Below are 24,855 nucleotides of genomic sequence, written 5' to 3' on the forward strand. Positions count from 1 at the left end.
TACCGCGCGGTTGTTTATAAACTGCTCAAACGACAACAGATGGGAAATTCCAGGTGAAGTTCGTAAAGTATTTATTAATCCTTACAGTGTGTTGCATCCTGTTGGGAGCTGGCTCGATTTATGGTTTATACAAATACATAGAGCCACAGCTGCCCGACGTGAACACGCTGAAAGATGTGCGTCTGCAAACCCCTATGCAGGTTTACAGCGCCGATGGCGACCTGATCGCCCAGTATGGCGAAATGCGCCGTATCCCTTTGACTCTGCAGCAAGTGCCACCGGTCATGGTGAAAGCGTTTATTGCGACCGAGGACAGCCGTTTTTATGAGCACCATGGTGTTGATCCGGTGGGTATTTTCCGTGCGGCCAGCATTGCACTGGTCTCCGGTCATGCTTCACAGGGTGCAAGTACCATCACTCAACAGCTGGCCCGTAACTTCTTCCTGAGTCCGGAACGCACCCTGATGCGTAAAATAAAGGAAGCGTTCCTGGCGATCCGCATTGAGCAGCTGCTGAATAAAGATGAAATCCTTGAGCTCTACCTGAATAAGATCTACCTGGGCTATCGCGCTTATGGCGTCGGTGCCGCCTCACAGGTCTATTTCGGTAAGCCCGTTGACCAGCTGTCGCTGAGTGAAATGGCGATGATTGCCGGTCTGCCGAAAGCGCCGTCTACCTTTAACCCGCTGTACTCACCGAGCCGCGCCCTGTCGCGCCGCAACGTGGTACTGGCGCGTATGCTGGATCAGCATTACATCACGCAGCAGCAATATGACGAGGCCCGTAATACACCGCTGGTGGCGAAGTATCATGGCCCGGAAATCGCCTTCTCTGCCCCTTATCTCAGCGAGATGGTGCGTCAGGAGATGGTGAAACGCTACGGCAATAATGCCTACACCGACGGTTACAAGGTTTATACCACCGTGACTCGCCGCCTGCAGGAAGCCGCGCAGACCTCGGTGCGCAATAACGTCATGGCCTACGATATGCGTCATGGTTATCGCGGCCCGACCAGCGTGCTGTGGAAAGTGGGTGAACCGGCCTGGGATCAGACGAAGATCGAGAAAGCGCTGAAGGTGCTGCCGGTTTATGGCCCGCTCCACCCAGCCGTCGTAACGGAAGCACGCAGCGATGAAGCGACCGTTATGATGCAGGATGGCAGCAATGTGTCGCTGTCATTAGCCGGTGTGCGCTGGGCGCGTGCTTATAAGTCTGACACCGTGCAGGGCCCGACGCCGAAAAGCGTGACGCAGGTCTTGCAGGCTGGCCAGCAGATTTGGGTGCGTAAAGTGGGTGACGACTGGTGGCTGGGTCAGGTGCCGGATGTGAACTCGGCACTGGTCTCACTGGATCCAAATGATGGTGCGGTGCGCGCGCTGGTAGGTGGTTTTGCCTTTAACCAGAGCATGTTTAACCGTGCGACCCAGGCACTGCGCCAGGTCGGCTCTAACATCAAGCCTTTCCTTTATACCGCCGCCATGGATCGCGGGTTGACGCTCGCCTCCATCCTGAACGATGTGCCGATTTCACGCTGGGATGCAGGTGCCGGTGCAGACTGGCGTCCGAAAAACTCACCGCCAACTTACGATGGTCCGATTCGTCTGCGTCAGGGATTAGGTCAGTCGAAAAACGTCGTGATGGTGCGTGCGATGCGTGCGATGGGCGTGGATTATGCCGCAGAGTATCTGCAGCGCTTTGGTTTCCCGGCGCAGAACATTGTTCACACCGAGTCGCTGGCACTGGGTGCGGCCTCATTCACCCCATTACAGGTCGTGCGTGGCTACTCCGTGATGGCGAATGGCGGCTTCCTGGTTGATCCTTACTTCATTACGAAGATTGAGAACGAACAGGGCGGCACCGTCTTTGAAGAGAAACCGAAGATCGCCTGTCCGCAGTGCAATCTGCCGGTGATCTATGGTGAGACCAAAAAAGCGCTGGCGCTGAATGAAGAGAGTGTGGAGAACGTTGCTGCCTCAAATAACAACCAGAATCAGGCAGTTCCTCAGCCTGAACTGGAGCAGGTTCCTGCTCAGGCTCAGCAGGGCGATCAGCAATATGCACCTCACGTGATCAATACGCCGCTCAGCTTCCTCATCAGGAGCGCGCTGAACAGTAATATCTTTGGCGAACCGGGCTGGTTGGGGACGGGCTGGCGTGCCGGACGAGATCTCAAACGTAATGATATCGGCGGCAAAACCGGTACCACCAACAGCTCGAAAGATGCCTGGTTCTCGGGTTACGGCCCTGGCGTAGTGACCTCCGTCTGGATCGGTTTTGATGATGCGCGCCGCAATCTGGGCCGCAGTACGCTTTCCGGCGCAATCCCCGATCAGATATCGGGCTATGAAGGTGGCGCGAAGAGTGCGCAACCGGCATGGGATGAGTTCATGAAGAGCGCGCTGGACGGTGTACCGGTGCAGCCATTGACACCGCCGGATGGCGTCGTCACGGTGACAATCGATCGCAGTACCGGCAAACTGGCAAATGGCGGCGGTAACACGCGTCAGGAGTACTTCATCAATGGTACCCAGCCGACCGAATATTCGGTTCATGATGTGGGTACCACTATTATGGATAACGGCGAGAGTCACGAGCTGTTCTGATGTGATCCCTGTTATTGCACGATAAAAAAAGCCGACTTCTGTCGGCTTTTTTTATTCATTAAAGCATCCTGTTCAGTAACGCAGCCGTCCCTGTTTCACCAGCCATTCGCGCGCCATAAACAGTGCACTGACATTACGCGCCTCGCGGAAATCGGGTTCGTTCAGCAGCGACAGCATATCGCTCAGCGGCCAGCGGTGGATAATCAGCGGCTCCGGCTCATCGCCTTCCAGCTTTTCAGCATAGAGACCTTCTGCTATCACAATATTCATTTTGCTGGAAAAGTAAGAAGGTGCCATGGTGAGCTTGCCCAGCGTGGTCAGTTGATCTGCACCAAAGCCGACTTCTTCTTTCAGTTCGCGCACCGCCGCTTCATTAACGGTTTCGCCTGCATCGATCAGCCCTTTCGGGAAGCCGAGTTCGTAGGTTTCCAGTCCGACGGCGTACTCCTGAATCAGGATCAGATGATCATCAATAATCGGCACAATCATCACCGCTTCACGCTCTGAAGGCTTCATCCGCTCATAGACGCGATGTGCACCATTACTGAAAGCCAGATCAACCGACTCGATAGTGAATAACCGTGAACGTGCCACGGCGGTGATATTGAGGATGTCAGGTTTTTTTGGAATTTTCATATCAGCCTCAAATTATTCTGCGCCGGCTATCAGTAGCGAATTAGCATACCTAACCGCAGGCAATTGTGCGACAGTCAGACAGTGACGTTATCGTTGCACAGATTCAGTCGGTTGAATAACAGGCTTTAGTTATCAGTTAAGACTAAATTTGCATTAGTCAATACGCTGCGATAAGTTTCAGATAATACCGATATTTAATCCAGTCTGTGCCGGTTACCATTCGGACAAGGCAGGGTTTAACAAATGCCAATCAGATATACGCTGGCACTATTTCATCGGGTGTCTGACTCCTCAGGGTTATATAATCTTTCGGAATGTCTCTTTTATAGTGAGCATAACCGGGAGCGAAAGTTTAAAGTGAAGGCAGCATTTTGGCTGAATTGAGCAGAGCATGAGCACAATCTTGATGATCCTGGCCATAGTGCTGACCTGTTCAATCCTGGCAGGCATGGGGTTTTGGTACGCTATGCGGCATCGTCCGCCGTTGGCGAAACCACTGCCATTCATCAGTCCGCCCTGCCGTAAGCTCTCTCCGCAGGAACGTGAGGCTGTCGATAAGTATGTCGCCGCGCTGGAAAAACAACTCAGTACGCCTGTCACTACCCATAAGCGAAGCGCGCCTGAACGGCTGACGCTGACAGCGCAGAGCAACAATGTCTATCCGGTTACCCGCGCAATTACCCGTTACGGCCTCTCCACAGACGATCCCCATAAATGGCGCTATTACCTGGATGAGGTTGAAGTTCATCTGCCGCCGCTGTGGGAACAGTACATTACCGACGAAAACTATGTTGAGTTAATCCGCACTCAATCTATTCCGCTGGTGATCTCGCTGAACGGCCACTCGCTGGTTGATTACGCTGTGGATCAGCAATCGCTGCCTGTGCTCATGCGTCCGGTGTCCACCAACGCCTCAATCCGCAAAGCAGAAACAGAAAATGTTGAGCTGCTGCAGGTGCGCAAAGAGACGCCAGAAGAGTATCGTCTGTCGCGGCCAGACGGCACGCGTGAAGCGGTGACGATCTCTCTGGCCTTCTTACTGTTCTTCTTCAGCCTGTTAGTGCCTGCCACGCTGATGATCTGGCTAGTGTTGACGGGGACATTAATGATTGGCGCCAGCCTCTGGCTGCTTTATCGCATTCCCGGCGAGCGCGGGCTGCGTGATATACACTGCCTGCGCGGCGCACCAAAACGCTGGGGTCTGTTCAGTGAATCGAACCAGGAGCAGAGCAATATCACGCTGGGCATTATTGACCTTGCCTATCCGCCACATTGGCAGCCTTACGTCGCACACGATCTCGGTCAGGTAACGGATGTCGAGATCTACCTTAATCGTCAGGTGGTGCGTCAGGGTCGCTTCCTGTCGCTACAGGATGAAGTCAAAAACTTCCCTATCCAGCGCTGGCGGAAAAACGTGGTGCTGGCGTGTGGTTCACTGTTGGTGCTGACTATGCTGGTCACCTGGATCCCGCTCACGATGCCGATTAAACTCAGTCTGGCCTGGGCAAGAGGCACCGACAGCCTGGAGGTCAGCAGCGTTGATAAGCTCAGCAACGTGGCACTGAACATTGGCGACAACCTCAAAGTGAGTGGCACCGGTATGTGTTCAGTGCCGGACAACTATCAGAGCAACCGCAGCTACGCCTACATGCCGTTCGACTGTTCGGCGATCTACTGGAATAACGCGACGCCACTGCCGCAGCCGCAATCGGACATTATTGATAAAGCGGCGGCGCTACTGGAGACCACCACAAAGCAGCTGCATCCCGAAACCAATACTGACCCTAAACTGAACCCACAGCTGGCTTCCGCGATTCAAAAGTCCGGAATGATTCTGTTGGATGACTTCTCAGATCTGGTGATGAAAACGCAGGATCTCTGCAATCAGCCGCAGGATTGTATGCGGCTGAAAAACGCCCTGGTAAACCTTGGCAATGCCAAAGACTGGGAAGCTTTGATGCGTCGGGCAGATTCCGGTCAGTTAAACGGCATGAATGTGCTGCTGCGCCCGGTGAGTGCAGAAGCGCTGGAAAACCTGGTAAATACCGCTACATCCACCTTCTTTTTCCGCGAAACCCGTCGGGCGGCAGAAAATCTTAACAGCCCGCCGCCAGGGGGATTCCTGATCGTCAGCGACGAAGGTCGCCAGTTAGTGAATCAGCCGCAGCCCACCGTATCGCTGTTTGATCTCGACCCGCCTTCTCAGTGGCGTGAGCTGCAACGACTCTCCACCGTACTGCTGCATACACCTTTCAGCGCCAGCGGCATCATCACCAGCATTTCAACGGATGCCAACGGCACGCGTCACATTGTCCTGCACAATGAACCGGATGCCATGGCGCAGTGGCGCTATCTCGGCACCGTATTGCTGCTTCTGATGCTGCTGACCTGTGGGATAATTAACGGCTTACTGGCGCTTCGCCGCATGCACCGTAATCGCCAGCGCATGATCGATATCCAGCAGTATTATGAAAAGTGTTTCAACCATAACCTTGGCACTTTGCAGGGTGTGCGCTCAATATTCTGAGTCCTGCCCTTCTGTGCTAACCTGTCGCCCGGTTTTTTTACAGGGTGAACCTGGATGCTCAACTGGTCTGAGATTGATACCGTGCTGCTCGACATGGATGGCACGCTGCTGGATTTGGCGTTTGATCGTCACTTCTGGCTGGAGCATGTGCCTGAACAGCTCAGCCAGCAACGCGGCATCAGCCGGGCGGAAGCCGACGCGATCATTGCGGAAAAATATCAGGCCGTCGCCCATACGCTAAACTGGTATTGTCTGGATTATTGGGCAGACGCGCTGAAGCTGGATATCCGTGCCATGACGCTGGCGATGCGCAGCCGTATCGCCCTGCGTGACGATACGCTGCCTTTTTTGCAGGCGCTGCGTCGCGCGGGCAAGTCCACCATCCTGCTGACTAACGCACATCCTTACAATCTGGACGTCAAACTGGCGCAGACAGGTTTAGCGCCGCACCTTGATTTATTACTTTCCACCCATACCTTTGGGTATCCGAAAGAAGACCAACGTTTATGGCAGGCGGTACAACAGCACACCGGCTTTTCTGCGGCGCGCACGCTGTTTATCGATGACAACGAAGTGATTCTGGATGCTGCAACGTTATGGGGCATCGGCTGGTGCTTAGGCGTGAAGAACCCTGATTCGGGTCGTCCTGAGCAAATCTTTCAGCGTCACCGGGCCACTGGCGATTACCGGACGCTGATCTGAGTCAGGAGCAGCAATGAAAGAGAAAAGCAGCGAAGAGGTCCGCCTCGACAAGTGGCTGTGGGCCGCGCGCTTCTACAAAACCCGGGCGATTGCGCGGGAGATGATTGAAGGCGGTAAAGTCCATTACAACGGCCAGCGCAGCAAACCCGGCAAAGTGGTGGAACTGAATGCGGAACTGACACTGCGTCAGGGCAATGATGAACGCACCGTGATCGTGGCGGACATCAGCGCCCAGCGCCGTCCCGCCAGTGAGGCCCAGCAGCTCTATCGCGAAACCGATGCCAGTATTGAAAAACGCGAAAAAATGGCGCAGGCGCGCAAACTGAATGCGCTGACTATGCCCCATCCCGATCGGCGACCTGACAAAAAAGAGCGTCGCGATTTGATGAAGTTTAAATTATCGGGCGATGAATAACGCCGTCTTCGCTGACGCACCGTCGCCCCGTTCCAGTGAGAGAAAAAATATGTCAGTCCAGGATCAACTGCACCGTTATCTGTTTGAAAATGCCGCCGTGCGCGGCGAGCTGGTGAACGTCTCTGACACCTGGCGTGAAACCGTGAAAAATCACGACTATCCGGCACCGGTTAAAACGCTGCTGGGTGAGATGCTGGTAGCGACCAGCTTACTGACCGCCACGCTGAAGTTTGATGGCGAAATCACCGTACAGCTGCAGGGTGACGGTCCGCTGTCGCTGGCCGTGATCAACGGCAACAACAATCAGGAGCTGCGTGGCGTTGCGCGCATCAAAGGCGACATCCCGGACGACAGCACCCTGAAAAGCATGGTCGGCAACGGTTATCTGGTGATCACGATTTCGCCTGAAAAGGGTGAACGTTACCAGGGTGTAGTCGGGCTGGAAGGTGAAACCCTGGCAGCGTGCCTGGAAGATTACTTCATGCGCTCAGAGCAGCTGCCAACGCGTCTCTTTATCCGCACCAGCGACAAAGGCGCCGCCGGTATTCTGCTGCAGGTGCTGCCCGCGCAGGACACAGAGAAAGAGGTCTTTGAACATCTGGCGACGCTGACCGAAACCATTAAAACAGAAGAGCTGATCGATCTGCCTGCCAATGAAGCGCTCTGGCGTCTCTATCATCAGGAAGAGGTCACCCTCTACGATCCGCAGCCGGTGATCTACAAATGCACCTGTTCGCGTGAACGTTGTGGCGAAGTGCTGACTACGCTGCCACAGGAAGAAGTGGACGAGATCATCGCGGAAGATGGCAAAATCGACATGCACTGTGACTATTGCGGTTCAAACTACGTGTTTGATGCTGTCGATATCGCCGGTATTCGCAGCCACTCCCTTGAGAATGATGACCGTCTGCACTGATTTGATTGTTCGGGCGGCGTCTGCCGCCCCTTCTCCTCTCCCCTTTCCTATCCCCATAATTTTCCAGACAAATTATCTTTTTTTACTTTCATAACATCTTTTAAACGTTCGAAACATAGCCTTAACGCGCCCTGAGTCGCATTTTTAGATCACTGCCCTTTTTCCCGTAACGCAGAAGAGTAAACTGCGCGCGATCGTGCAAACGCCCGGAAGCCAGAGGCAGATGCCCTGAAAAGTCCGGTTCTCTTTGCAGGCTGTCGTGACGAAGCGCAGTGGACTGTCAGTGATTCGCCGCACCTGATGCAACAGCCGGTTGGCACGATCCCAACCTATCTCTGCTTTGCAGAACAGACACCGATTTAAGGAGCAGTAAAATGCGCGTTAACGGCCTGACCTCGCAAGACCTTGCCGCTTTGGGCATCGTGGATACCACGGAAGTGGTTTACAACCCTGATTACGACACACTATTTCAGGAAGAGACGCGCCCGGACCTCGAAGGTTTTGCTCGTGGCACCCTGACGCAGAGCGGCGCGATTGCAGTAGACACCGGGATTTTCACCGGGCGATCGCCTAAGGATAAGTACATTGTGCGTGATGACACCACGCGCGATACCCTGTGGTGGAACGACCAGGGCACCGGCAAAAACGACAATCAGCCTCTGTCGCAGGAGACCTGGAACGCACTGAAAAGCTGCGTCACCCGCCAGCTTTCCGGCAAGCGTCTGTTTGTTGTGGATGCGTTCTGCGGGGCCAATGCCGATTCACGTCTGAGCGTACGTTTCGTCACCGAGGTCGCCTGGCAGGCGCACTTCGTGAAGAATATGTTCATCCAGCCTGACGATGCTGAGCTGGCCGACTTCAAACCTGACTTTGTGGTGATGAACGGAGCTAAATGCACCAATCCTGACTGGCAGGCGCAGGGTCTTAACTCAGAGAACTTTGTCGCTTTCAATCTGACTGAGCGTATGCAGCTGATTGGCGGAACCTGGTACGGCGGCGAGATGAAGAAAGGTCTGTTCGCCATCATGAACTACCTGCTGCCGCTGAAAGGCATCGCCTCCATGCACTGCTCCGCTAACGTGGGTAAAGCAGGGGATGTGGCGGTCTTCTTTGGCCTTTCTGGTACCGGCAAAACCACGCTCTCCACCGATCCTGATCGCCAGTTGATTGGCGATGATGAACACGGCTGGGACGATGATGGCGTGTTTAACTTTGAAGGCGGCTGCTACGCCAAAACCATCAACCTCTCTGAGCAGGCTGAGCCGGAGATCTACCGAGCCATCCGCCGCAACGCGCTGCTGGAAAATGTGGTGGTACGCGAAGATGGCAGCGTTGATTACGCAGATGGCAGCAAAACGGAAAACACCCGCGTCTCCTATCCGATCAATCACATCGACAATATTGTGCAGCCGGTCTCAAAAGCGGGCCACGCGAAGAAAGTGATTTTCCTGACCGCCGATGCGTTTGGCGTGTTGCCACCGGTTTCACGTCTGACGCCGGAGCAGACACAGTATCATTTCCTGTCAGGATTTACGGCCAAACTGGCCGGTACCGAACGTGGCGTGACCGCACCCACCCCAACCTTCTCCGCCTGTTTCGGCGCGGCATTTCTGACGCTGCATCCGACGCAGTACGCTGAAGTGCTGGTGAAGCGAATGGAAGCGTCCGGTGCGCAGGCTTACCTGGTGAACACTGGCTGGAACGGCAGCGGCAAACGCATCTCACTGAAGAATACCCGCGCCATCATCAATGCGATCCTGGCGGGTGAGCTGGATGATGCGCCAACGGAAACGCTGCCGATCTTTAATCTGCAGATGCCGGTTGCGCTGGGCGAGCTGGATAGTGACACGCTGGATCCGCGTCGTAGTTGGGAGAGTGAAGAGAAGTGGACTGCTGCTGCCGAGGGTCTGGCACAGCGCTTTATTGATAACTTCGACAAGTACACCGATAACGCCGCAGGTGCTGCGCTGGTGAAAGCGGGCCCGCAACGCTAAAAGAACCGGCGCGGCAATAACAGTGCCGCGCCGTTTTATCATCCCGACACGCTGTTGCTGCCGTTGTTGTGGCTCAGCGCCATGCTTTCCACTAACGGCAACCAGGCACGAATACGCAAACCTCCGCGCTCACTCTCGCCAATTTCCAGCGAGCCCTGATGAGCATCGATAATACGCTGTACAATCGCCAGACCAAGACCGGTACCGCTGGTGCTGCGGGCACTGTCGCCCCGCACAAACGGCTGGAACAGATGCGCCAGCTGATCCGGCTTGATGCCAGGGCCATCATCTTCTACCTGAAACCACGCGCGATGCAGTTCCCGTCCGCTGCTGACCTTGATCCAGCCATTGCCATATCGCGCGGCATTAACCACCAGGTTAGCCAGCGCCCGTTTAATCGACAGCGGGTTGATATCCAGCATAAGCTCTTCCGGCATCACTGCATTTTCGATTTCACGTTCATAGCCACTTTCAGCCGCCACCACTTCGCCCAGCACGCTGTTCAGGTCCGCGCGCTCGGTCTGCATCTCCTGACCGGTGCGCAGATAGTCGATGAACTGCTCAATGATGGCGTTGCACTCTTCGATATCTTTATTAATCGATTCGGCAAGATAGCCATCCTGCTCGCTCATCATCTCGGTGGCGAGACGAATACGGGTCAGCGGCGTTCGCAAATCGTGGCTGACGCCCGCCATTAACAGCGTACGGTCATCCGCCAGCTGCTTCACCCCCGCTGCCATCTGGTTAAAGGCACGGGTCACCGATCGTACTTCTGACGCGCCATACTCGCGCAGCGGCGGCGGAATAATCCCGCGCCCGACCTGCAGGGCGGCGTGCTCCAGATCCACCAGGGGTCGGTTCTGGATACGGATAAACAGCCAGGCACCGCCTATCGCCAGCAGCATAATCGCCAGGGTATAGCGAAACAGCGGGGAGAAGTCGCCTTGATGAATTTCAGTCAGCGGCACCCGCACCCAGATATCGGGCGACAGCCAGGTTTTCAGCCAGACCACCGGCGAGTTTTTGTTAACCTCAACCCGGACATCGGTCGGACCGCCAAGCTGCTGTCCCATCTGCTCGCTCAGGAATTCATAATGCTGTGCCCAGCGCAATCCGCTCTCCTCTGCTGCTGCATTGGTATAGAGCGAGATCCCCAGTTCGCGATAGATTTCCCGGCGAAACGCCGGTGGCACTTCCAGCTGCGTGCCATCCTCCAGCTGCAACCGGTCGGTCATCAGCATACGAACTTCGTAAGCGAGCACCTTATTGAACTGTTGCAGACTGGGAAGAATGGCGAAGTTCAGCACCACCAGATAGGTCGTTACCAGGCTGACGAACAGCAGGGTAACGATCAGCAGCAGGGTGCGGGCAAACGAACTCCGTGGCGAGAAGCGCAGTCGCTTCATGCTTTACTGCCGTCCGGCACAAAGACGTAGCCCAGACCCCAGACGGTCTGAATATAACGCGGATGCGCAGGATCCTCTTCCACCATGCGACGCAGGCGGGAGATCTGGACGTCAATCGAACGTTCCATGGCGCTGTATTCACGGCCACGCGCCAGGTTCATCAGCTTGTCGCGAGACAGCGGCTCACGCGGGTGGCTTACCAGTGCTTTCAGCACGGCAAACTCACCGCTGGTCAGCGGCATTGGCTCATCTTCACGGAACATCTCGCGAGTACCGAGGTTCAGTTTGAATTTGCCAAAGGCAATAATCGCCTCTTCCTGCGAAGGTGCGCCTGGCAGTTCATTGGCCTGACGACGCAGTACCGCCCGGATACGCGCCAGCAGCTCACGCGGGTTAAACGGTTTGGGAATATAGTCGTCAGCGCCGATCTCCAGCCCCACGATACGATCCACTTCTTCTCCCTTAGCCGTCACCATAATGATCGGCATCGGGTTGCTCTGGCTGCGCAGACGACGGCAGATAGAGAGGCCATCTTCACCTGGCAACATCAGGTCGAGCACCATCAGATGGAAGGATTCACGGGTTAACAGGCGATCCATCTGCTCGGCATTAGCGACACTGCGCACCTGAAAGCCCTGCTCGGTGAGATAGCGTTCAAGCAGTGCACGCAGACGCATATCGTCATCGACGACCAGAATTTTGTAGTTCTCTTGCATTTTCAACTCCCAAAGGCGCTATTGCCTGAACCAACATTGTTAAAAAAAGATGCCTTATAGTGACAGTCATTATTGGTTTATATTCTAGCCAAAATTGTTACAAAGCATATTAAACAGGGGCTTATATTTGATTTAAGGCGTTTCAGGGTCAGTTTTAGCGCTTTTAACCCCGCCCGACAGCCGATACGGCAAATCTGAAAAAACGGCCTTGTTTCTCTGAATCGCTGGCGTTGGAAGCGTGCCAGCGTTTAATCAATGTATTAATTCAGTGATTTAGCAGGCAATTTGACTTAATGATCAGCCATCACTGTGAATATGCTCCAGATAATCTACCTCAACCACAGCCAGACAGCATAATATTCCAGCAACCCCGCATAATGCCCGACGCTCCTCTCGGATTAGTTTCAGTCGTGCCATCAGCAAGGCCAGTTGTAACTAAAGTCCTTTAAATCAATCAGTAAAGCCAACTTTTCGCCTTCCCCGTTTTAAACCAGACTGCTCAGGCAACATTCGATGTCTCAACGGGGATTACATACAATGAAAAAAACAATTTTACTGCTGAGCGCGCTGGCATTAGGCAGCGTCAGCCCAGGTTATGCTGCCACTGCAACCGGTGAAGCGGCCGGCGCAGCAGCGACAACAACAGCACAAGGTAACTCTAACGCCATCGGTGTTGGCGCAGTCGCAGCCCTGCTGGGCGTAGCACTGGCCACCATGGGCGGCGGCGGCGGTGACGGTCACAGCACCGGCACATCGACCACCACGGCGACCCACGCCGGAAAATAAGTTTTCGCACTCTTTTTCGCCGGCTTCAGATGACTGGCTCTATTTCAATCACAGTACTAACCCTTTCGCCGCCGGGGAAATCAACGTGGGTTTTTAACCTTTAAAAACCCTTTCCCCGACTCTTTTTTGCCGCGCCCTCTTTGCCTTACACTGTCGCTCTTTAGATCTCTCTGGCCGGTATAGCATGAAAACCCGACTCATTACCCGCGAAGGCTTCGACAAACTGAAAGCGGAACTCGACTATTTATGGCGTGAAGAGCGACCGGAAGTGACAAAGAAAGTCACCTGGGCTGCCAGCCTTGGCGATCGCAGTGAAAATGCCGACTACCAGTACAACAAAAAACGGCTGCGTGAAATTGATCGCCGCGTACGCTATCTGACCAAAAGCCTTGAGCAGCTGCGAATCGTTGATTACTCACCCCAGCAGGATGGCAAAGTATTCTTTGGTGCCTGGGTGGAAATTGAAAACGATGAAGGCGACCTCAAACGCTTCCGCATTGTGGGCTACGACGAGATTTTTGGCCGCAAAGATTACATCTCCATCGACTCGCCTATGGCGCGGGCGCTGCTGAAAAAAGAGGTCGGTGATGCCGCCACTGTTGAGACCCCAGTGGGTCCGGCGCTGTGGTATGTCAACGCCATTGACTACCCGCAATAACGATTCAGATTATCGCTGAAAGCCGCCCGCTTCTCTGGCAATTTTAACCATCAATCCGTATAACTGTCCGCTATTTCTCAACCCGGAAAGCAAGACAGTCCTGATGATGAAAGTTCTGAGCCAGATAATTGCCAGTGAGCTACAGGCGCGACCAGAGCAGGTTGACGCCGCCGTTCGCCTGTTAGATGAAGGGAATACCGTGCCGTTTATCGCACGCTATCGTAAAGAGGTAACCGGCGGGCTGGATGACACCCAACTGCGTCAGCTGGAAACCCGTCTCAGCTATCTGCGCGAACTTGAAGATCGACGTCAGTCGATTCTGAAGTCGATTGACGATCAGGGAAAACTCACTGACGACCTCGCCCGCGCCATCAACACCACCCTCAGCAAAACCGAGCTTGAAGACCTCTACCTGCCCTACAAGCAAAAACGCCGGACGCGTGGACAGATCGCTATTGAAGCCGGTCTGGAACCGCTGGCGGACACGCTCTGGCAGGAGCCCTCTCACATCCCTGAGCAGCTTGCTGAGCAGTATGTCGATGCGGACAAAGGCGTTGCTGACGTCCGTGCCGCGCTGGATGGTGCCCGCTATATTCTGATGGAGCGTTTCGCCGAGGATGCGGCGCTGCTGGCCAAAGTGCGTAACTATCTGTGGAAAAATGCCCATCTGGTGTCACGTGTGGTGGAAGGCAAAGAGGAAGCGGGCGCGAAGTTCCGTGACTACTTTGACCACCACGAAGCGCTGAGCAGCGTGCCGTCACACCGTGCGCTGGCGATGCTGCGTGGCCGTAACGAAGGCGTACTGCAACTGTCGCTGAATGCTGACCCGCAGTTTGACGAAGCGCCACGTGAAAGCCATGGCGAAACGCTGATCGCTGAACACCTGAATCTGCGCCTGAACAACGCGCCAGCCGACAGCTGGCGTAAAGCGGTAGTGAGCTGGACGTGGCGCATCAAGGTGATGCTGCATCTGGAAACGGAGCTGATGGGTGCGGTGCGCGAACGCGCAGAAGATGAAGCCATTAACGTCTTTGCCCGCAACCTGCACGATTTGCTGATGGCGGCGCCGGCGGGCATGCGCGCCACTATGGGACTGGATCCCGGCCTGCGCACCGGCGTTAAAGTCGCGGTGGTCGATGCCACCGGTAAAGTCGTGGCGACCGATACCGTCTATCCGCACACCGGCCAGACTGCCAAAGCCGCCGCTGCCGTCGCCGCGCTCTGCATTAAGCATCAGGTTGAGCTGGTGGCGATTGGCAACGGAACCGCCTCACGTGAAACCGAGCGCTTCTTCCTGGATCTGCAGCAGCAGTTCCCGCAGGTGACGGCGCAGAAAGTGATTGTCAGTGAAGCCGGCGCCTCCGTTTACTCGGCCTCTGAACTGGCGGCGCTGGAGTTCCCCGATCTCGATGTTTCGCTGCGTGGCGCGGTGTCTATCGCACGACGTCTGCAGGATCCGCTGGCTGAGCTGGTGAAAATCGACCCGAAATCCATCGGTGTCGGTCAGTACCAGCATGACGTCAGTCAGAGCCAGCTGGCGAAGAAACTCGACGCCGTGGTAGAGGATTGTGTGAACGCCGTCGGCGTTGACCTCAACACCGCCTCGGTGCCGCTGCTGACCCGCGTCGCGGGCCTGACGCGCATGATGGCGCAGAACATTGTCGGCTGGCGTGACGAGAATGGCCGCTTCCAGAACCGCCAGCAACTGCTGAAAGTGAGTCGTCTTGGGCCAAAAGCCTTTGAACAGTGTGCGGGCTTCCTGCGCATCAATCACGGCGATAACCCGCTGGACGCCTCAACGGTTCACCCGGAAGCGTATCCGGTCGTCGAACGTATTCTGGCCGCCACCGAGCAGGCCCTCAGCGATCTGATGGGTAATGCTGGCAGCCTGCGTAACCTCAGCCCGCGCGATTTTATTGATGAGCGTTTTGGTCTGCCGACCGTTACCGACATCATGAAAGAGCTGGAGAAACCGGGTCGCGATCCGCGTCCTGAGTTTAAGACTGCACAGTTTGCGGAAGGCGTTGAAACACTGAACGATCTGACGCCGGGCATGATCCTTGAAGGTGCCGTCACCAACGTCACTAACTTCGGTGCGTTTGTGGATATCGGCGTGCATCAGGATGGCCTGGTGCATATCTCGTCGCTTTCTGATCGCTTCGTGGAAGATCCGCATCAGGTGGTGAAAGCCGGCGATATCGTCAAAGTGAAAGTGATGGAAGTCGATCTCCAGCGTAAACGTATCGCCCTCACCATGCGTCTTGATGAGCAGCCAGGCGAAGGCAATGCACGGGGTGGCGCGAAGAATGCCGCGCCGCGCGAAGAGAAACGTCCGGCTGCAGGTAAAGGCCGTCCGCGTCCAGCCAGCGCATCCGCAGGCAACAGTGCAATGGGTGATGCACTGGCTGCGGCATTCGGCAAAAAACGCTAAGCTTTTCAGGGGGCCGCATCAGGCCCCCTCTTCACACGCTTTCCCCCGGTTGAAAATCCCCGTCATCGCGCTACGCTAAAAAGAAGCCTGTCATAAAAACAACACCTGCTGTGGCACCCAATTCACGATGGAAACGATCACCGATCTGATTGATAAGATTTATGCTGGCACATTCCCGGAGGCGACCTTAGCGCGCCTGAAGGCTGACATTGCCACAGCCCGCGAGGCGATTAAGCTACCGCGCAAGGCCCACTGGGATGAGCAGGATGTGGTGCTCATCACCTACGCCGACCAGTTTCGTGAAACCGATAAACCCACGCTCAATACCTTTTCCCGTTTCTATCAGCAGCACCTGCAATCCACCTTTCCGTTGGTTCACCTGTTACCTTTTTTCCCCTGGTCGTCCGACGACGGCTTTTCGGTGATTGATTACCACGAGGTCGATCCGGTATGCGGCGACTGGCAGGATATTTCGCGTTTGCATCAGGAAACCCGCCTGATGTTCGACTTCGTCTGCAACCATATGTCGGCAAAAAGCGCCTGGTTCAGCCACTTTCTGGCGCAGGATCCCGGCTGGGACGATTTCTTTATCAGCATGCCACCCGCCACGGATCTCAGCGCCGTGACGCGCCCACGTACCTCGCCGCTGCTGACACCTTTTAAGATGGCGGATGGTGATACCCGCTTCATCTGGACCACCTTCAGTGCCGACCAAATTGATCTTAACTTTGCCAATCCTGAGGTATTGTTGCGCATGGTCAACGTGTTGCTCGACTACCTGGTCCGTGGCGCCGACTATGTGCGCCTTGATGCGGTTGGCTATATGTGGAAAACGCCAGGCACGCGCTGTATTCATCTGGAAAAGACCCATCAACTGGTGAAGCTGTTCCGCGCGATTGCCAACCATGTCGCCCCAGGTACGGTGATTATTACCGAGACTAACGTGCCGCATCAGGACAACATCAGCTACCTGGGCAACGGGCACGATGAAGCGCAGATGGTTTATCAGTTTTCGCTGCCGCCGCTGGTGTTGCATTCCATTCACACCGGCTCGGCGCGTGCGTTGCGGCAGTGGGCCAGCTCACTGGATCTCAGTAGTAATGACACCACTTTCTTCAACTTCCTGGCATCACACGATGGTATCGGGCTGAATCCGGCGCGCGGCATCCTGTCTGAAGTGGAGATTGTGTCGCTGGTGCGCGATCTGGCGCTGGAGGGTGCACTGGTCTCCTATAAAAACAACCCTGACGGTAGCACCAGCCCCTATGAAATTAATGTCACGTTTCTGGATGCGCTGAACCGCGAAGCGGATGATGATGCCACGCGACTGAAACGCTTCCTGCTGGCCCATGCGATTCTGCTGGTCTTTCCTGGCGTGCCGGCCATCTATATCCAGAGCATTCTGGGCGGTCGTAACCATTATGATGGCGTGCGGGCCGCCGGACATAACCGGGCGATTAACCGTCAGAAGTATGATTTACAGCAGATTGAGGCGGCCCTGGCGGGCGGTGACTGGTTGCGTCAGCAGATTTATACCCGACTCAGCCAGTTGATCCAGCTGCGTCGTCGTCAGCCCGCATTCCATCCTGATAATCCGATGACAATCTACGACAGCGAAAACGCCCTGCTGGTGCTCAGCCGTCATCAGCCGGAGCGTGGCGACGGACTACTGTGTGTGTTTAATCTGAGTGGTCGGTCAGTGGAAACGCGATTGCCGGTGGCGCAAACGTTGCAGGATGTGGTGAGCGGAGAGAAGATTGATGGCACCCAGCCGGTTAAGCTGGATGCCTGGCAGTTCATGTGGCTGCGTTAATTACTTGTAGACTTCAGCCGTTGCACTGAATTTACCGTGTTCGCGACCGGCGATCACCAGGTAGTATTTCCCGCCTTTTTCGTCAGCGAGCTTAGACAGTACTTTTTTAGCATCCATTGGCGAGGTGGTTTCCGCTGTGGTGTTAACGGTGCCAATTTTCTGCAGGTTCATTGTCTTAACTTCTTCTTTGGTGACTTCCTTCGCTGCCATCGCAGAAAATGAAATCGCGCCCATCATCATTGAAGCCACAACCCATTTAAAAACCTTCATTATGTTTACCCTCATTCATGATCCATTGTGAGATGTAAGCAGCCGCTAAACGCGTAAGGCAGTATGGAACGGCATAGTCATTTCCGTGACTAATCACATAAAATTGCAGCGGCCTTGCTCACAAAGAGAAGTATTGATGCTGTTAACGATTTTTGCCAACCCGCAGCACAATTATCCCTCTAAATGGCTGATAAAATTAATAATGTGCTGACAAAACATCTCTGGATGAGAAATAAAAGGCGCATGTGCTGCTTTTTCGATAATCACAGAGGGCGAGGCTGGCAACATTTCATCGATCTCCGCAGCAATCCGACGCGGCACCAGGCCATCTAATGCCCCGTAGAGTCGCAAAAACGGCAATGTTATCTGCGGTAACGCGTCGCGCAGGTCGACCTGACGCAGAATGTCGAGCCCGCCATCCAGCACCGCCACCTCCGGCACGGGTTGTGACAGTACCACCTCTTTCAGCTGTCGCGCATCGGCACGCGCCGTTTCGGTGCCCAGCGTCTGCAGCGCCAGAAAGCGCTCCACCGTGCGCTGAAAATCGTTACTGAGCATCTGCTGAAAGTTCTGCAGCGTTTCCGGTTTAATGCCGGGCCAGTGCTCTGTGGCCGTGAAACAGGGTGATGATGCAACGGTAATCAGTGCGCCCAGCTTTTCTGGCGCGGTCAGCGCAAGCTGCGTCGCGACCAGTCCGCCCAGCGACCAGCCCACCACAATGGCCTGCGGTGGCAGCAAAGGCATTATCTGCTCAGCCATCTGCTCCAGTGTCAGCGCGTCAACGTTCTGGCTGCGACCATAACCGGGCAGGTCGACCAGATGCAGACGATAGTGCGTGCTGAGTCGCGGAATAATGCTTTGCCAGACTTCGGCATTCAGTCCCCATCCGTGCAGCAGCACAAGATCGCGTTTTCCTTCCCCGCAGGTGTGCCAGTAGAGCGACGTCATCAGTTACTATCCCGAAAATGATAAGGAGGTCGCTATGCTAGCAATGCCCGCCCTGTGTTGGCTATGCCGGATGCCGTTGCGGATAGCCCGGCACGGTATCTGCAGCTTATGTTTACGCAAATTACCGCCATTACCGCGGCTCTGCCCACGCTGTGGGTTACCGGCAGGATCAGAAAAGGTCGCCTGTGGCCGCTGCCAGCTCAAACCGCCCGCCTGGCAGGCGCTGGTCTGCGTTAATGACTATTGTCCGCCGTTCAGCCAGTGGGTTAATCAGCTTAAATTTTCTCACATAACCGCACTCAGGGTGATGCTGGCGCGGCTGATTTTGCTAAGCTGGCTTAATGTTTACCGACGCGGTGATGTGCCGCGTCCTGATCTGCTGCTGCCGGTTCCGCTGCACCAGCGACGACGCTGGCAGCGCGGCTTCAACCAGACTGTCCTGCTGGCCGCACCGCTGGCGCACTGGCTGGGATGTGAATGGCGTGAAGGGCTTTCCCGCACGCGCAGAGGCGCATTACAGCATCAGCTCAGCGCCCGCCAGCGCCGCACTAACTTACGCGGTGCCTTCCGCCTTGAAATGGCGGTGCAGGGACGCCATATCGCTTTGCTGGATGACGTCATTACCACCGGCAGTACCGTAGATGAAATCAGTCGTCTTTTACTGGCGCAGGGTGCTTCCAGCGTGCAGGTCTGGTGTCTGTGCCGTACCTTGTAGCGCGTCATTGATGGGCGTATTATAACCAACTAAATTAGTCAACTATTGAGCAATCGACATGATCCGAATTACTGACTCTGCCCAGGAACATTTTTCTAAACTGCTATCCAAACAAGAAGATGGCACCCAGATTCGCGTATTCGTGATTAACCCGGGTACGCCAACAGCCGAGTGTGGCGTCTCTTACTGTCCGCCCGATGCTGTTGAAGCCACCGATACTGAACTGAAGTTCGAGAAGCTCTCAGCGTATGTTGATGAACTGAGCAAACCTTATCTGGAAGATGCGGAAATCGACTTCGTGACTGACAATCTGGGTTCTCAGCTGACGCTGAAAGCGCCGAATGCCAAGATGCGCAAAGTCTCTGATGATGCGCCAATGGTTGAGCGTGTTGAGTACCTGCTGCAGGCGCAGATCAACCCACAGCTCGCTGGCCACGGCGGTCGCGTATCGCTGATGGAGATTACTGAAGATGGTTACGCCATTCTGCAGTTTGGCGGCGGCTGTAACGGCTGTTCGATGATCGACGTGACCCTGAAAGATGGTATCGAGAAAGAGCTGCTGGCTGCCTTCCCGGAACTGAAAGGCGTGCGGGATATTACCGAGCATCAGCGTGGCGAACACTCGTTCTACTGATGATAAAGCGCGGCAGCCTGACTGCCGCGCTATTTTTATTGCCCTGTCTGTCCTGACTGACGCTGCTCACTGACCACCTTCAGCAGCGTATTCACTTCCTTGTCCGCAAAGATCGCCTCCAGCGTTTTACTCAGCTTACGTCGCCAGTTAGGGTACTGTTCTACCGTGCCCGGCACGTTGACCGGCGTGGTCATACCGAGCCAGTCCTCAGGCTGCAGGCCAAGCAGCGCACTGTCGGTATCCGCCAGGAAGCGATGGATGGCCCGGTTTAGCGCAGGCGTCATAGTCAGCTTCTCCGCCTTCTTCTGACTGCGGGCCGGTAAGGCACCTGCCTGATGCAATGCATCCAGCAGCGCCTGCTTTTGCGCGGCGCGCTGGTGATGCAGCGCTTTCACGGCATCGCCCGGATAAAGGCCCAGCTTCTCACCCAGATCCAGGTCGCCCTGCTCCCAGAAACCGGTCAGCGTCGGCAGATCATGGGTACTGGCGCTGGCGATAGACTGGCGTGGATAGTCCTGCGGCGCGCGATAACGCTGATCTTTCTCCTGCTCAAACCAGAGCACTTTCCATGAAAAGACGCCGCTTTTACGCAGCAGGCTGATAATTTCCTGAGGCACGGTGCCCAGGTCTTCACCAATCACCATGCAGCGCAGCCGATGGCTCTCCAGCACCAGGATGCCCAGCAGGTCATTGACCGGATAGGCGACATACGCGCCTTTATCCGCCGTCTCCCCGGCCGGTACCCACCACAGACGCAGTAGAGACATCACATGGTCGATACGCAATGCGCCGCAGTCGCGCATGTTGGCGCGCAGCATGTCGATGAACGGCTGATAGCCCCGCGCCTGCATCACATGCGGGTCCATCGGCGGCAAGCCCCAGTTTTGTCCCAGCGGACCCAGACGATCGGGTGGTGCACCCACTGAAGCTTTAAGGCGATAAAGCTCCGGGTCGTGCCAGGTTTCCGCACTGCCCTCTGCTACGCCCACCGCCAGATCACGATAAAGCCCCACACTCATGCCCAGCGCCTGACTGTGCGTCCAGCAGGCCGAGAACTGCTGCTGTGCCAGCCATTGCAGCCACTGCCAGAACGCGATCTCCTCTTCATGCTGCTCACACCACTGCTGCACCTCGGGTAACTGGCTGTTACGCCACGCTTCCGGCCACGCAGGCCAGCCGCCCTGTTGCGTCTTGTCTGCCTGCCGCTCCAGCTGGATGCCGTCGTAGGCCGCCTGATAACGCAGGCTGTCGCCGCCTTCACGTACAAAAGCAGCCCAGGATTGATGCTCTTCGCTCTGGTTATCACGTGCCTGGAAGTGGGCCCAGGCGTGCCGCAGCGCAGTGAGCTTAAGCGCCATGACGGCCTCGTAGTCAACCCACTCCGCCTCTCGCGCTTTGGTCAGCGCCTTCTGGGTTTTGGCACTTTTCCACCACTTCTGTGCTGCCGCGCTTTGCTGAAAATCGGCGACCTGACTGACGTCGATATAAATCACGTTCAACCAGCGGCGGGATGACGGACTGTACGGGCTGGCGAAACCGGCGCTGGCGGGATAGAGCGCATGCAGCGGATTCAGCCCGACAAAATCGCCGCCGCGCTCAGCCAGTTGCACCAGCAGCTGGTCAAGGTCGCCGAAGTCGCCAATGCCCCAGTTCTGTTCAGATCGCACCGTGTAGAGCTGCACCAGCGCGCCCCAGCGTTTCTCTCCCGCCTCCAGCGCTGGCGGCAGATAGCAGCGGCGCGGCGCGACAATAATCCGCGTCTGCCAGCGCTTCTTTCCTTTAGTGAGCGTGAGCTGGTGATAACCCTGTGTCAGCGGCCCCGGCAGCGAAAAAGGCTCTCCGGCGGTTAACTCGCCGCTAAACTGCTTGCCCTTTTCGGTCTGCAACTGCCAGCTGTAGACGCCGCTGCCCTGTGGCGTCAATTGCCGTTTGCCACTGCCGCTGAACACCGCGACCGGCGGCAGCGGTGATTTTTTGGCATCCTGCGGATCGTCCATTACCGCCAGCAGCGCGCGTTTGGTCTCATCGCTGATCGCCGCTTTCTCGCCGTTAACGTTGATGTAATCCAGTGAAATTCCCGCGGCACGGGCGGCCTGATCGAGTGCATTTTGCTTCATTGCTGCTCCTTAGCGCGGTGCCTGCCAGATACGTTGCTGATAGTCACGAATGGAACGGTCCGAACTGAACATGCCGGTTCGGGCCGTATTGAGGATAGCGGCGCGGGTCCAGCCTTCCGGGTCACGCCACAGGGCTTCCACCCGTTGCTGTGCCTCGACATAGGCCTGAAAATCAGCCAGCACCAGCCAGGGATCGCCATTTTTGGTCAGGCTCTCCAGCATCAGGTCAAACGCATGTTTATCCCCGTCGCTGAATTTGCCTTTCTCCAGCGATTTCAGTAAATCGTCCAGCGGCTTGTTCTGCTTACGCACCTTTTTCGGGTTGTAGCCTTTCGCTTTGAGCGCCTTCACCTCATCCACGGTGTGACCGAAGATAAAGATATTCTCCTCACCCACCTGTTCGGCAATCTCGACATTGGCACCATCCAGCGTGCCAATAGTCAGCGCGCCATTCAGCGCCAGCTTCATGTTGCCAGTGCCCGAGGCTTCATAACCGGCTGTAGAGATCTGCTCGGAGAGATCGGCCGCCGGGATCATCAGTTCAGCCACGGTGATGCGGTAGTCGGGGATAAACACCACTTTGAGCCTGTCACCCACCCGCGGATCGTTGTTCACCACCTCCGCAACCTTGTTAATGGCGTAGATAATGTTTTTTGCCAGGTAGTAACCCGGTGCGGCTTTGGCCCCGAACAGGAACACCCGCGGCGTGAAGGTGACATCTTCCGGGTTGTTCAGGAGCTTCTGATAGCAGTAGAGGATATGCAGCAGGCTGAGGTGCTGGCGTTTGTACTCATGCAGACGTTTGATCTGCACATCGAACAGCGCCGCCGGGTTCACGATGATGCCGGTATGGCGGGCGATATACTCTGTGAGCTGCGCTTTGTTCTGCTGTTTGATGCTGCGATAGCGCTGACGAAACGCCTGATCGTCGGCATACGGCTCCAGACCGGTTAACGCATCAAGGTTATTGGCCCACTCCGTTTTCAGCGTCTCATCAATCAGTGCCGCCAGCGCCGGATTACACTGCTTCAGCCAGCGACGCGGCGTAATGCCGTTGGTGACGTTGTGGAATTTTTGCGGCCAGAGCTGATGATATTCCGGGAAGAGATCGCTGACCACCAGACGGGAGTGCAGAGCCGCCACGCCGTTGACCGCAAAGCCACTCACCACGCAGAGATTGGCCATGCGCACCTGTCCGTCCGCCACCACCGCCAGCTTGTGCCACATCGCTTTGTCATCCGGCCAGTGCTGTTTCACCTGCTTTTTCAGCCGCTGATTAATCTCTTTGATAATCAGCATATGGCGCGGCAGCAGGCTGCGCATCAGCTTCTCATCCCAGCGCTCCAGCGCCTCTGGCATCAGCGTGTGGTTGGTGTAAGCGAACAAACGGCTGGTGATATGCCACGCCTCATCCCAGCTCAGCTGATGTTCATCCAGCAGCACACGCAGCATCTCGGGGATGGCAATAGTCGGATGGGTATCGTTGAGCTGGATCACCTCGAAATCCGGCAGACTCTGAATGCTGCGGCCCGCCAGATGGTGACGGCGCAGGATGTCGGCTACGGCGCAGGCACACTGAAAATATTGCTGCATCAGACGCAGCCGCTTGCCGGCCTGATGGTTGTCATTGGGATAGAGCACTTTGGTGAGTTTTGCCGCCTCAATACCAGGCTGCTCCGCCTGCAGGAAATTGCCCTCGTTAAAGGCCGTCAGGTCAAACGGGTGCGCACTCACGGCCTGCCACAGGCGCAGCGGCAGCGTCACGCCGTTGCGGTAGCCGGTCACCGGCAAATCCCAGGCCTCACCACGCAGCGTAAAATCGGGAAGCCAGCGCACACCGCCATCCTCACGCTTTTCCACCCGGCCGCCCATTGCAACGTCCACATCCAGCGCCGCATTGTGACGAAACCATGGATAGCGTTCACGCTGCCAGTCATCGGGCGCTTCAATCTGCTTACCCTCATCGAAAGACTGGCGGAACAGGCCATACTGATAATTCAGCCCGTGGCCGGTGGCGGACTGCCCCACCGTTGCCATCGAATCCATGTAGCATGCGGCGAGTCGCCCCAGCCCGCCGTTGCCGAGTGCCGGGTCGATCTCCTGCTCCAGCAATTCCGTTAAATCAAGTTCCTGCTCAGCCAGCGCGGCTTTGACCTCGTCATACCAGCCGAGATTCAGCAGATTGTTGCCGGTCAGACGACCAATGAGAAACTCCATCGACAGATAATTTACGTGACGCTGCTGCTTAGCCGGACGCGGTGCCGGCTGGGTATCCAGCAGTTCTGCCAGTGCCGCACTGACCGCCTGCCACGCCTGGTGCGAGGTCATCTGTTGGGCGGAATGGAGACTCAACTGTTGCCACTGGCGGGTCAGAGCAGCGGTAAAACGGGCTTTATTAAATTTTTGCTGCGGCATATCACTCCCTTCTGTTACGCAATGAGGTGAAGCAAAACAAAAATAGAAAGCGCACGGGCTGGCAACCGAGTGCCAGCAACCGTTAAGTTAAGACGTGAGTGGGGGAAAAAGCGACAACAATCAAAGAAAAACGCCAGCCGGGCGGCTGGCGTC

19 protein-coding genes are annotated in these 24,855 nt (G+C 55.9%); 12 read left to right on the forward strand and 7 right to left on the reverse strand.

The genetic code is table 11. The annotated features are described in order from the left end of the window. Positions 1–53 precede the first annotated feature (53 nt). Positions 54–2,603 carry a peptidoglycan glycosyltransferase/peptidoglycan DD-transpeptidase MrcA gene (gene mrcA / locus P2R09_RS15260; protein ID WP_275770988.1) on the forward strand — a complete coding sequence of 850 codons (2,550 nt, stop codon included), beginning with the start codon at positions 54–56 and terminating at the stop codon, positions 2,601–2,603. Between the two features lie 72 nt (positions 2,604–2,675). Here mrcA and nudE read toward each other — a convergent pair whose 3' ends face one another. Next, the gene (gene nudE / locus P2R09_RS15265) at positions 2,676–3,239 is read right to left on the reverse strand and encodes an ADP compounds hydrolase NudE (RefSeq protein WP_275770990.1); all 564 of its coding nucleotides are present in this window, start codon (positions 3,237–3,239) and stop codon (positions 2,676–2,678) included. A 391-nt stretch (positions 3,240–3,630) separates the two neighbouring features. Between nudE and P2R09_RS15270 the strand changes: the two genes are divergently transcribed. The 5 genes from P2R09_RS15270 (at position 3,631) to pckA (ending at position 9,793) form a co-directional block, all read left to right on the forward strand. Next, positions 3,631–5,766: an intracellular growth attenuator family protein gene (locus P2R09_RS15270; RefSeq protein WP_275770992.1), complete on the forward strand. Its 2,136-nt coding sequence runs from the start codon at positions 3,631–3,633 to the stop codon at positions 5,764–5,766. Between the two features lie 54 nt (positions 5,767–5,820). Continuing rightward, the gene (gene yrfG, locus P2R09_RS15275) at positions 5,821–6,468 is read left to right on the forward strand and encodes a GMP/IMP nucleotidase (protein WP_275770994.1); all 648 of its coding nucleotides are present in this window, start codon (positions 5,821–5,823) and stop codon (positions 6,466–6,468) included. Between the two features lie 13 nt (positions 6,469–6,481). After that, positions 6,482–6,883 carry a ribosome-associated heat shock protein Hsp15 gene (gene hslR / locus P2R09_RS15280; protein ID WP_003853009.1) on the forward strand — a complete coding sequence of 134 codons (402 nt, stop codon included), beginning with the start codon at positions 6,482–6,484 and terminating at the stop codon, positions 6,881–6,883. A gap of 49 nt (positions 6,884–6,932) precedes the next feature. Further along, on the forward strand, positions 6,933–7,799 hold the full coding sequence (gene hslO / locus P2R09_RS15285; RefSeq protein ID WP_003853011.1) for an Hsp33 family molecular chaperone HslO: 867 nt from the start codon (positions 6,933–6,935) through the stop codon (positions 7,797–7,799). A 374-nt stretch (positions 7,800–8,173) separates the two neighbouring features. Beyond that, positions 8,174–9,793 (forward strand): phosphoenolpyruvate carboxykinase (ATP), encoded by a 1,620-nt coding sequence (gene pckA, locus P2R09_RS15290; RefSeq protein WP_003853012.1) that lies wholly within the window; start codon positions 8,174–8,176, stop codon positions 9,791–9,793. A 38-nt stretch (positions 9,794–9,831) separates the two neighbouring features. On the opposite strand, the gene envZ is transcribed toward pckA, so the two are convergent. Then, positions 9,832–11,199, reverse strand: a complete 1,368-nt coding sequence (envZ, locus tag P2R09_RS15295; RefSeq protein WP_003853013.1) for a two-component system sensor histidine kinase EnvZ — start codon at positions 11,197–11,199, stop codon at positions 9,832–9,834. Continuing rightward, positions 11,196–11,915, reverse strand: coding sequence for a two-component system response regulator OmpR (ompR, locus tag P2R09_RS15300; RefSeq protein ID WP_003853014.1), 720 nt, complete (start codon positions 11,913–11,915; stop codon positions 11,196–11,198). Before ompR ends, envZ begins: the two co-directional genes overlap by 4 nt. A 537-nt stretch (positions 11,916–12,452) precedes the next feature. Here ompR and yjbE point away from each other — a divergent pair. The 4 genes from yjbE (at position 12,453) to P2R09_RS15320 (ending at position 17,603) form a co-directional block, all read left to right on the forward strand. Then, the gene (gene yjbE, locus P2R09_RS15305) at positions 12,453–12,701 is read left to right on the forward strand and encodes an exopolysaccharide production protein YjbE (protein WP_003853015.1); all 249 of its coding nucleotides are present in this window, start codon (positions 12,453–12,455) and stop codon (positions 12,699–12,701) included. 184 nt (positions 12,702–12,885) lie between these two features. Continuing rightward, the gene (gene greB / locus P2R09_RS15310; RefSeq protein ID WP_003853016.1) at positions 12,886–13,359 is read left to right on the forward strand and encodes a transcription elongation factor GreB; all 474 of its coding nucleotides are present in this window, start codon (positions 12,886–12,888) and stop codon (positions 13,357–13,359) included. A 103-nt stretch (positions 13,360–13,462) separates the two neighbouring features. Then, positions 13,463–15,790 (forward strand): Tex family protein, encoded by a 2,328-nt coding sequence (locus P2R09_RS15315; RefSeq protein WP_275771004.1) that lies wholly within the window; start codon positions 13,463–13,465, stop codon positions 15,788–15,790. A 127-nt stretch (positions 15,791–15,917) separates the two neighbouring features. Next, complete coding sequence (locus P2R09_RS15320; RefSeq protein ID WP_275771005.1) at positions 15,918–17,603, forward strand: alpha-amylase family glycosyl hydrolase; 1,686 nt, start codon at positions 15,918–15,920, stop codon at positions 17,601–17,603. On the opposite strand, the gene P2R09_RS15325 is transcribed toward P2R09_RS15320, so the two are convergent. Beyond that, complete coding sequence (locus P2R09_RS15325; RefSeq protein ID WP_003853019.1) at positions 17,604–17,873, reverse strand: YdgH/BhsA/McbA-like domain containing protein; 270 nt, start codon at positions 17,871–17,873, stop codon at positions 17,604–17,606. Positions 17,874–18,044: 171 nt separating this feature from the next. Next, positions 18,045–18,821, reverse strand: coding sequence for a pimeloyl-ACP methyl ester esterase BioH (gene bioH / locus P2R09_RS15330; protein ID WP_275771008.1), 777 nt, complete (start codon positions 18,819–18,821; stop codon positions 18,045–18,047). A gap of 34 nt (positions 18,822–18,855) precedes the next feature. On the opposite strand from bioH, the gene gntX reads away from it, so the two are divergent. Together gntX and nfuA are read left to right on the forward strand one after the other, a co-directional pair. Next, positions 18,856–19,536, forward strand: coding sequence for a DNA utilization protein GntX (gntX, locus tag P2R09_RS15335; protein WP_275771010.1), 681 nt, complete (start codon positions 18,856–18,858; stop codon positions 19,534–19,536). A gap of 58 nt (positions 19,537–19,594) precedes the next feature. Further along, positions 19,595–20,170, forward strand: a complete 576-nt coding sequence (nfuA, locus tag P2R09_RS15340; protein ID WP_003853024.1) for a Fe-S biogenesis protein NfuA — start codon at positions 19,595–19,597, stop codon at positions 20,168–20,170. Between the two features lie 35 nt (positions 20,171–20,205). Here nfuA and malQ read toward each other — a convergent pair whose 3' ends face one another. Beyond that, positions 20,206–22,287 carry a 4-alpha-glucanotransferase gene (gene malQ / locus P2R09_RS15345; RefSeq protein WP_275771013.1) on the reverse strand — a complete coding sequence of 694 codons (2,082 nt, stop codon included), beginning with the start codon at positions 22,285–22,287 and terminating at the stop codon, positions 20,206–20,208. A 9-nt stretch (positions 22,288–22,296) separates the two neighbouring features. Beyond that, positions 22,297–24,702, reverse strand: a complete 2,406-nt coding sequence (malP, locus tag P2R09_RS15350; RefSeq protein ID WP_275771015.1) for a maltodextrin phosphorylase — start codon at positions 24,700–24,702, stop codon at positions 22,297–22,299. Between the last annotated feature and the right edge of the window lie 153 nt (positions 24,703–24,855).

It is taken from the genome of Pantoea sp. Cr_R13 (assembly GCF_029222565.1).
In the GTDB taxonomy this organism is placed as follows: domain Bacteria; phylum Pseudomonadota; class Gammaproteobacteria; order Enterobacterales; family Enterobacteriaceae; genus Pantoea; species Pantoea eucalypti.

Bases quoted from the DNA above. Each gene is read 5' to 3' on its own strand.
- nudE (WP_275770990.1), bottom strand. From the start codon at position 3,239: ATGAAAATTCCAAAAAAACCTGACATCCTCAATATCACCGCCGTGGCA.
- P2R09_RS15270 (WP_275770992.1), top strand. From the start codon at position 3,631: ATGAGCACAATCTTGATGATCCTGGCCATAGTGCTGACCTGTTCAATC.
- yrfG (WP_275770994.1), top strand. From the start codon at position 5,821: ATGCTCAACTGGTCTGAGATTGATACCGTGCTGCTCGACATGGATGGC.
- hslR (WP_003853009.1), top strand. From the start codon at position 6,482: ATGAAAGAGAAAAGCAGCGAAGAGGTCCGCCTCGACAAGTGGCTGTGG.
- hslO (WP_003853011.1), top strand. From the start codon at position 6,933: ATGTCAGTCCAGGATCAACTGCACCGTTATCTGTTTGAAAATGCCGCC.
- pckA (WP_003853012.1), top strand. From the start codon at position 8,174: ATGCGCGTTAACGGCCTGACCTCGCAAGACCTTGCCGCTTTGGGCATC.
- envZ (WP_003853013.1), bottom strand. From the start codon at position 11,199: ATGAAGCGACTGCGCTTCTCGCCACGGAGTTCGTTTGCCCGCACCCTG.
- ompR (WP_003853014.1), bottom strand. From the start codon at position 11,915: ATGCAAGAGAACTACAAAATTCTGGTCGTCGATGACGATATGCGTCTG.
- yjbE (WP_003853015.1), top strand. From the start codon at position 12,453: ATGAAAAAAACAATTTTACTGCTGAGCGCGCTGGCATTAGGCAGCGTC.
- greB (WP_003853016.1), top strand. From the start codon at position 12,886: ATGAAAACCCGACTCATTACCCGCGAAGGCTTCGACAAACTGAAAGCG.
- P2R09_RS15315 (WP_275771004.1), top strand. From the start codon at position 13,463: ATGATGAAAGTTCTGAGCCAGATAATTGCCAGTGAGCTACAGGCGCGA.
- P2R09_RS15320 (WP_275771005.1), top strand. From the start codon at position 15,918: ATGGAAACGATCACCGATCTGATTGATAAGATTTATGCTGGCACATTC.
- P2R09_RS15325 (WP_003853019.1), bottom strand. From the start codon at position 17,873: ATGAAGGTTTTTAAATGGGTTGTGGCTTCAATGATGATGGGCGCGATT.
- bioH (WP_275771008.1), bottom strand. From the start codon at position 18,821: ATGACGTCGCTCTACTGGCACACCTGCGGGGAAGGAAAACGCGATCTT.
- gntX (WP_275771010.1), top strand. From the start codon at position 18,856: ATGCTAGCAATGCCCGCCCTGTGTTGGCTATGCCGGATGCCGTTGCGG.
- nfuA (WP_003853024.1), top strand. From the start codon at position 19,595: ATGATCCGAATTACTGACTCTGCCCAGGAACATTTTTCTAAACTGCTA.
- malQ (WP_275771013.1), bottom strand. From the start codon at position 22,287: ATGAAGCAAAATGCACTCGATCAGGCCGCCCGTGCCGCGGGAATTTCA.
- malP (WP_275771015.1), bottom strand. From the start codon at position 24,702: ATGCCGCAGCAAAAATTTAATAAAGCCCGTTTTACCGCTGCTCTGACC.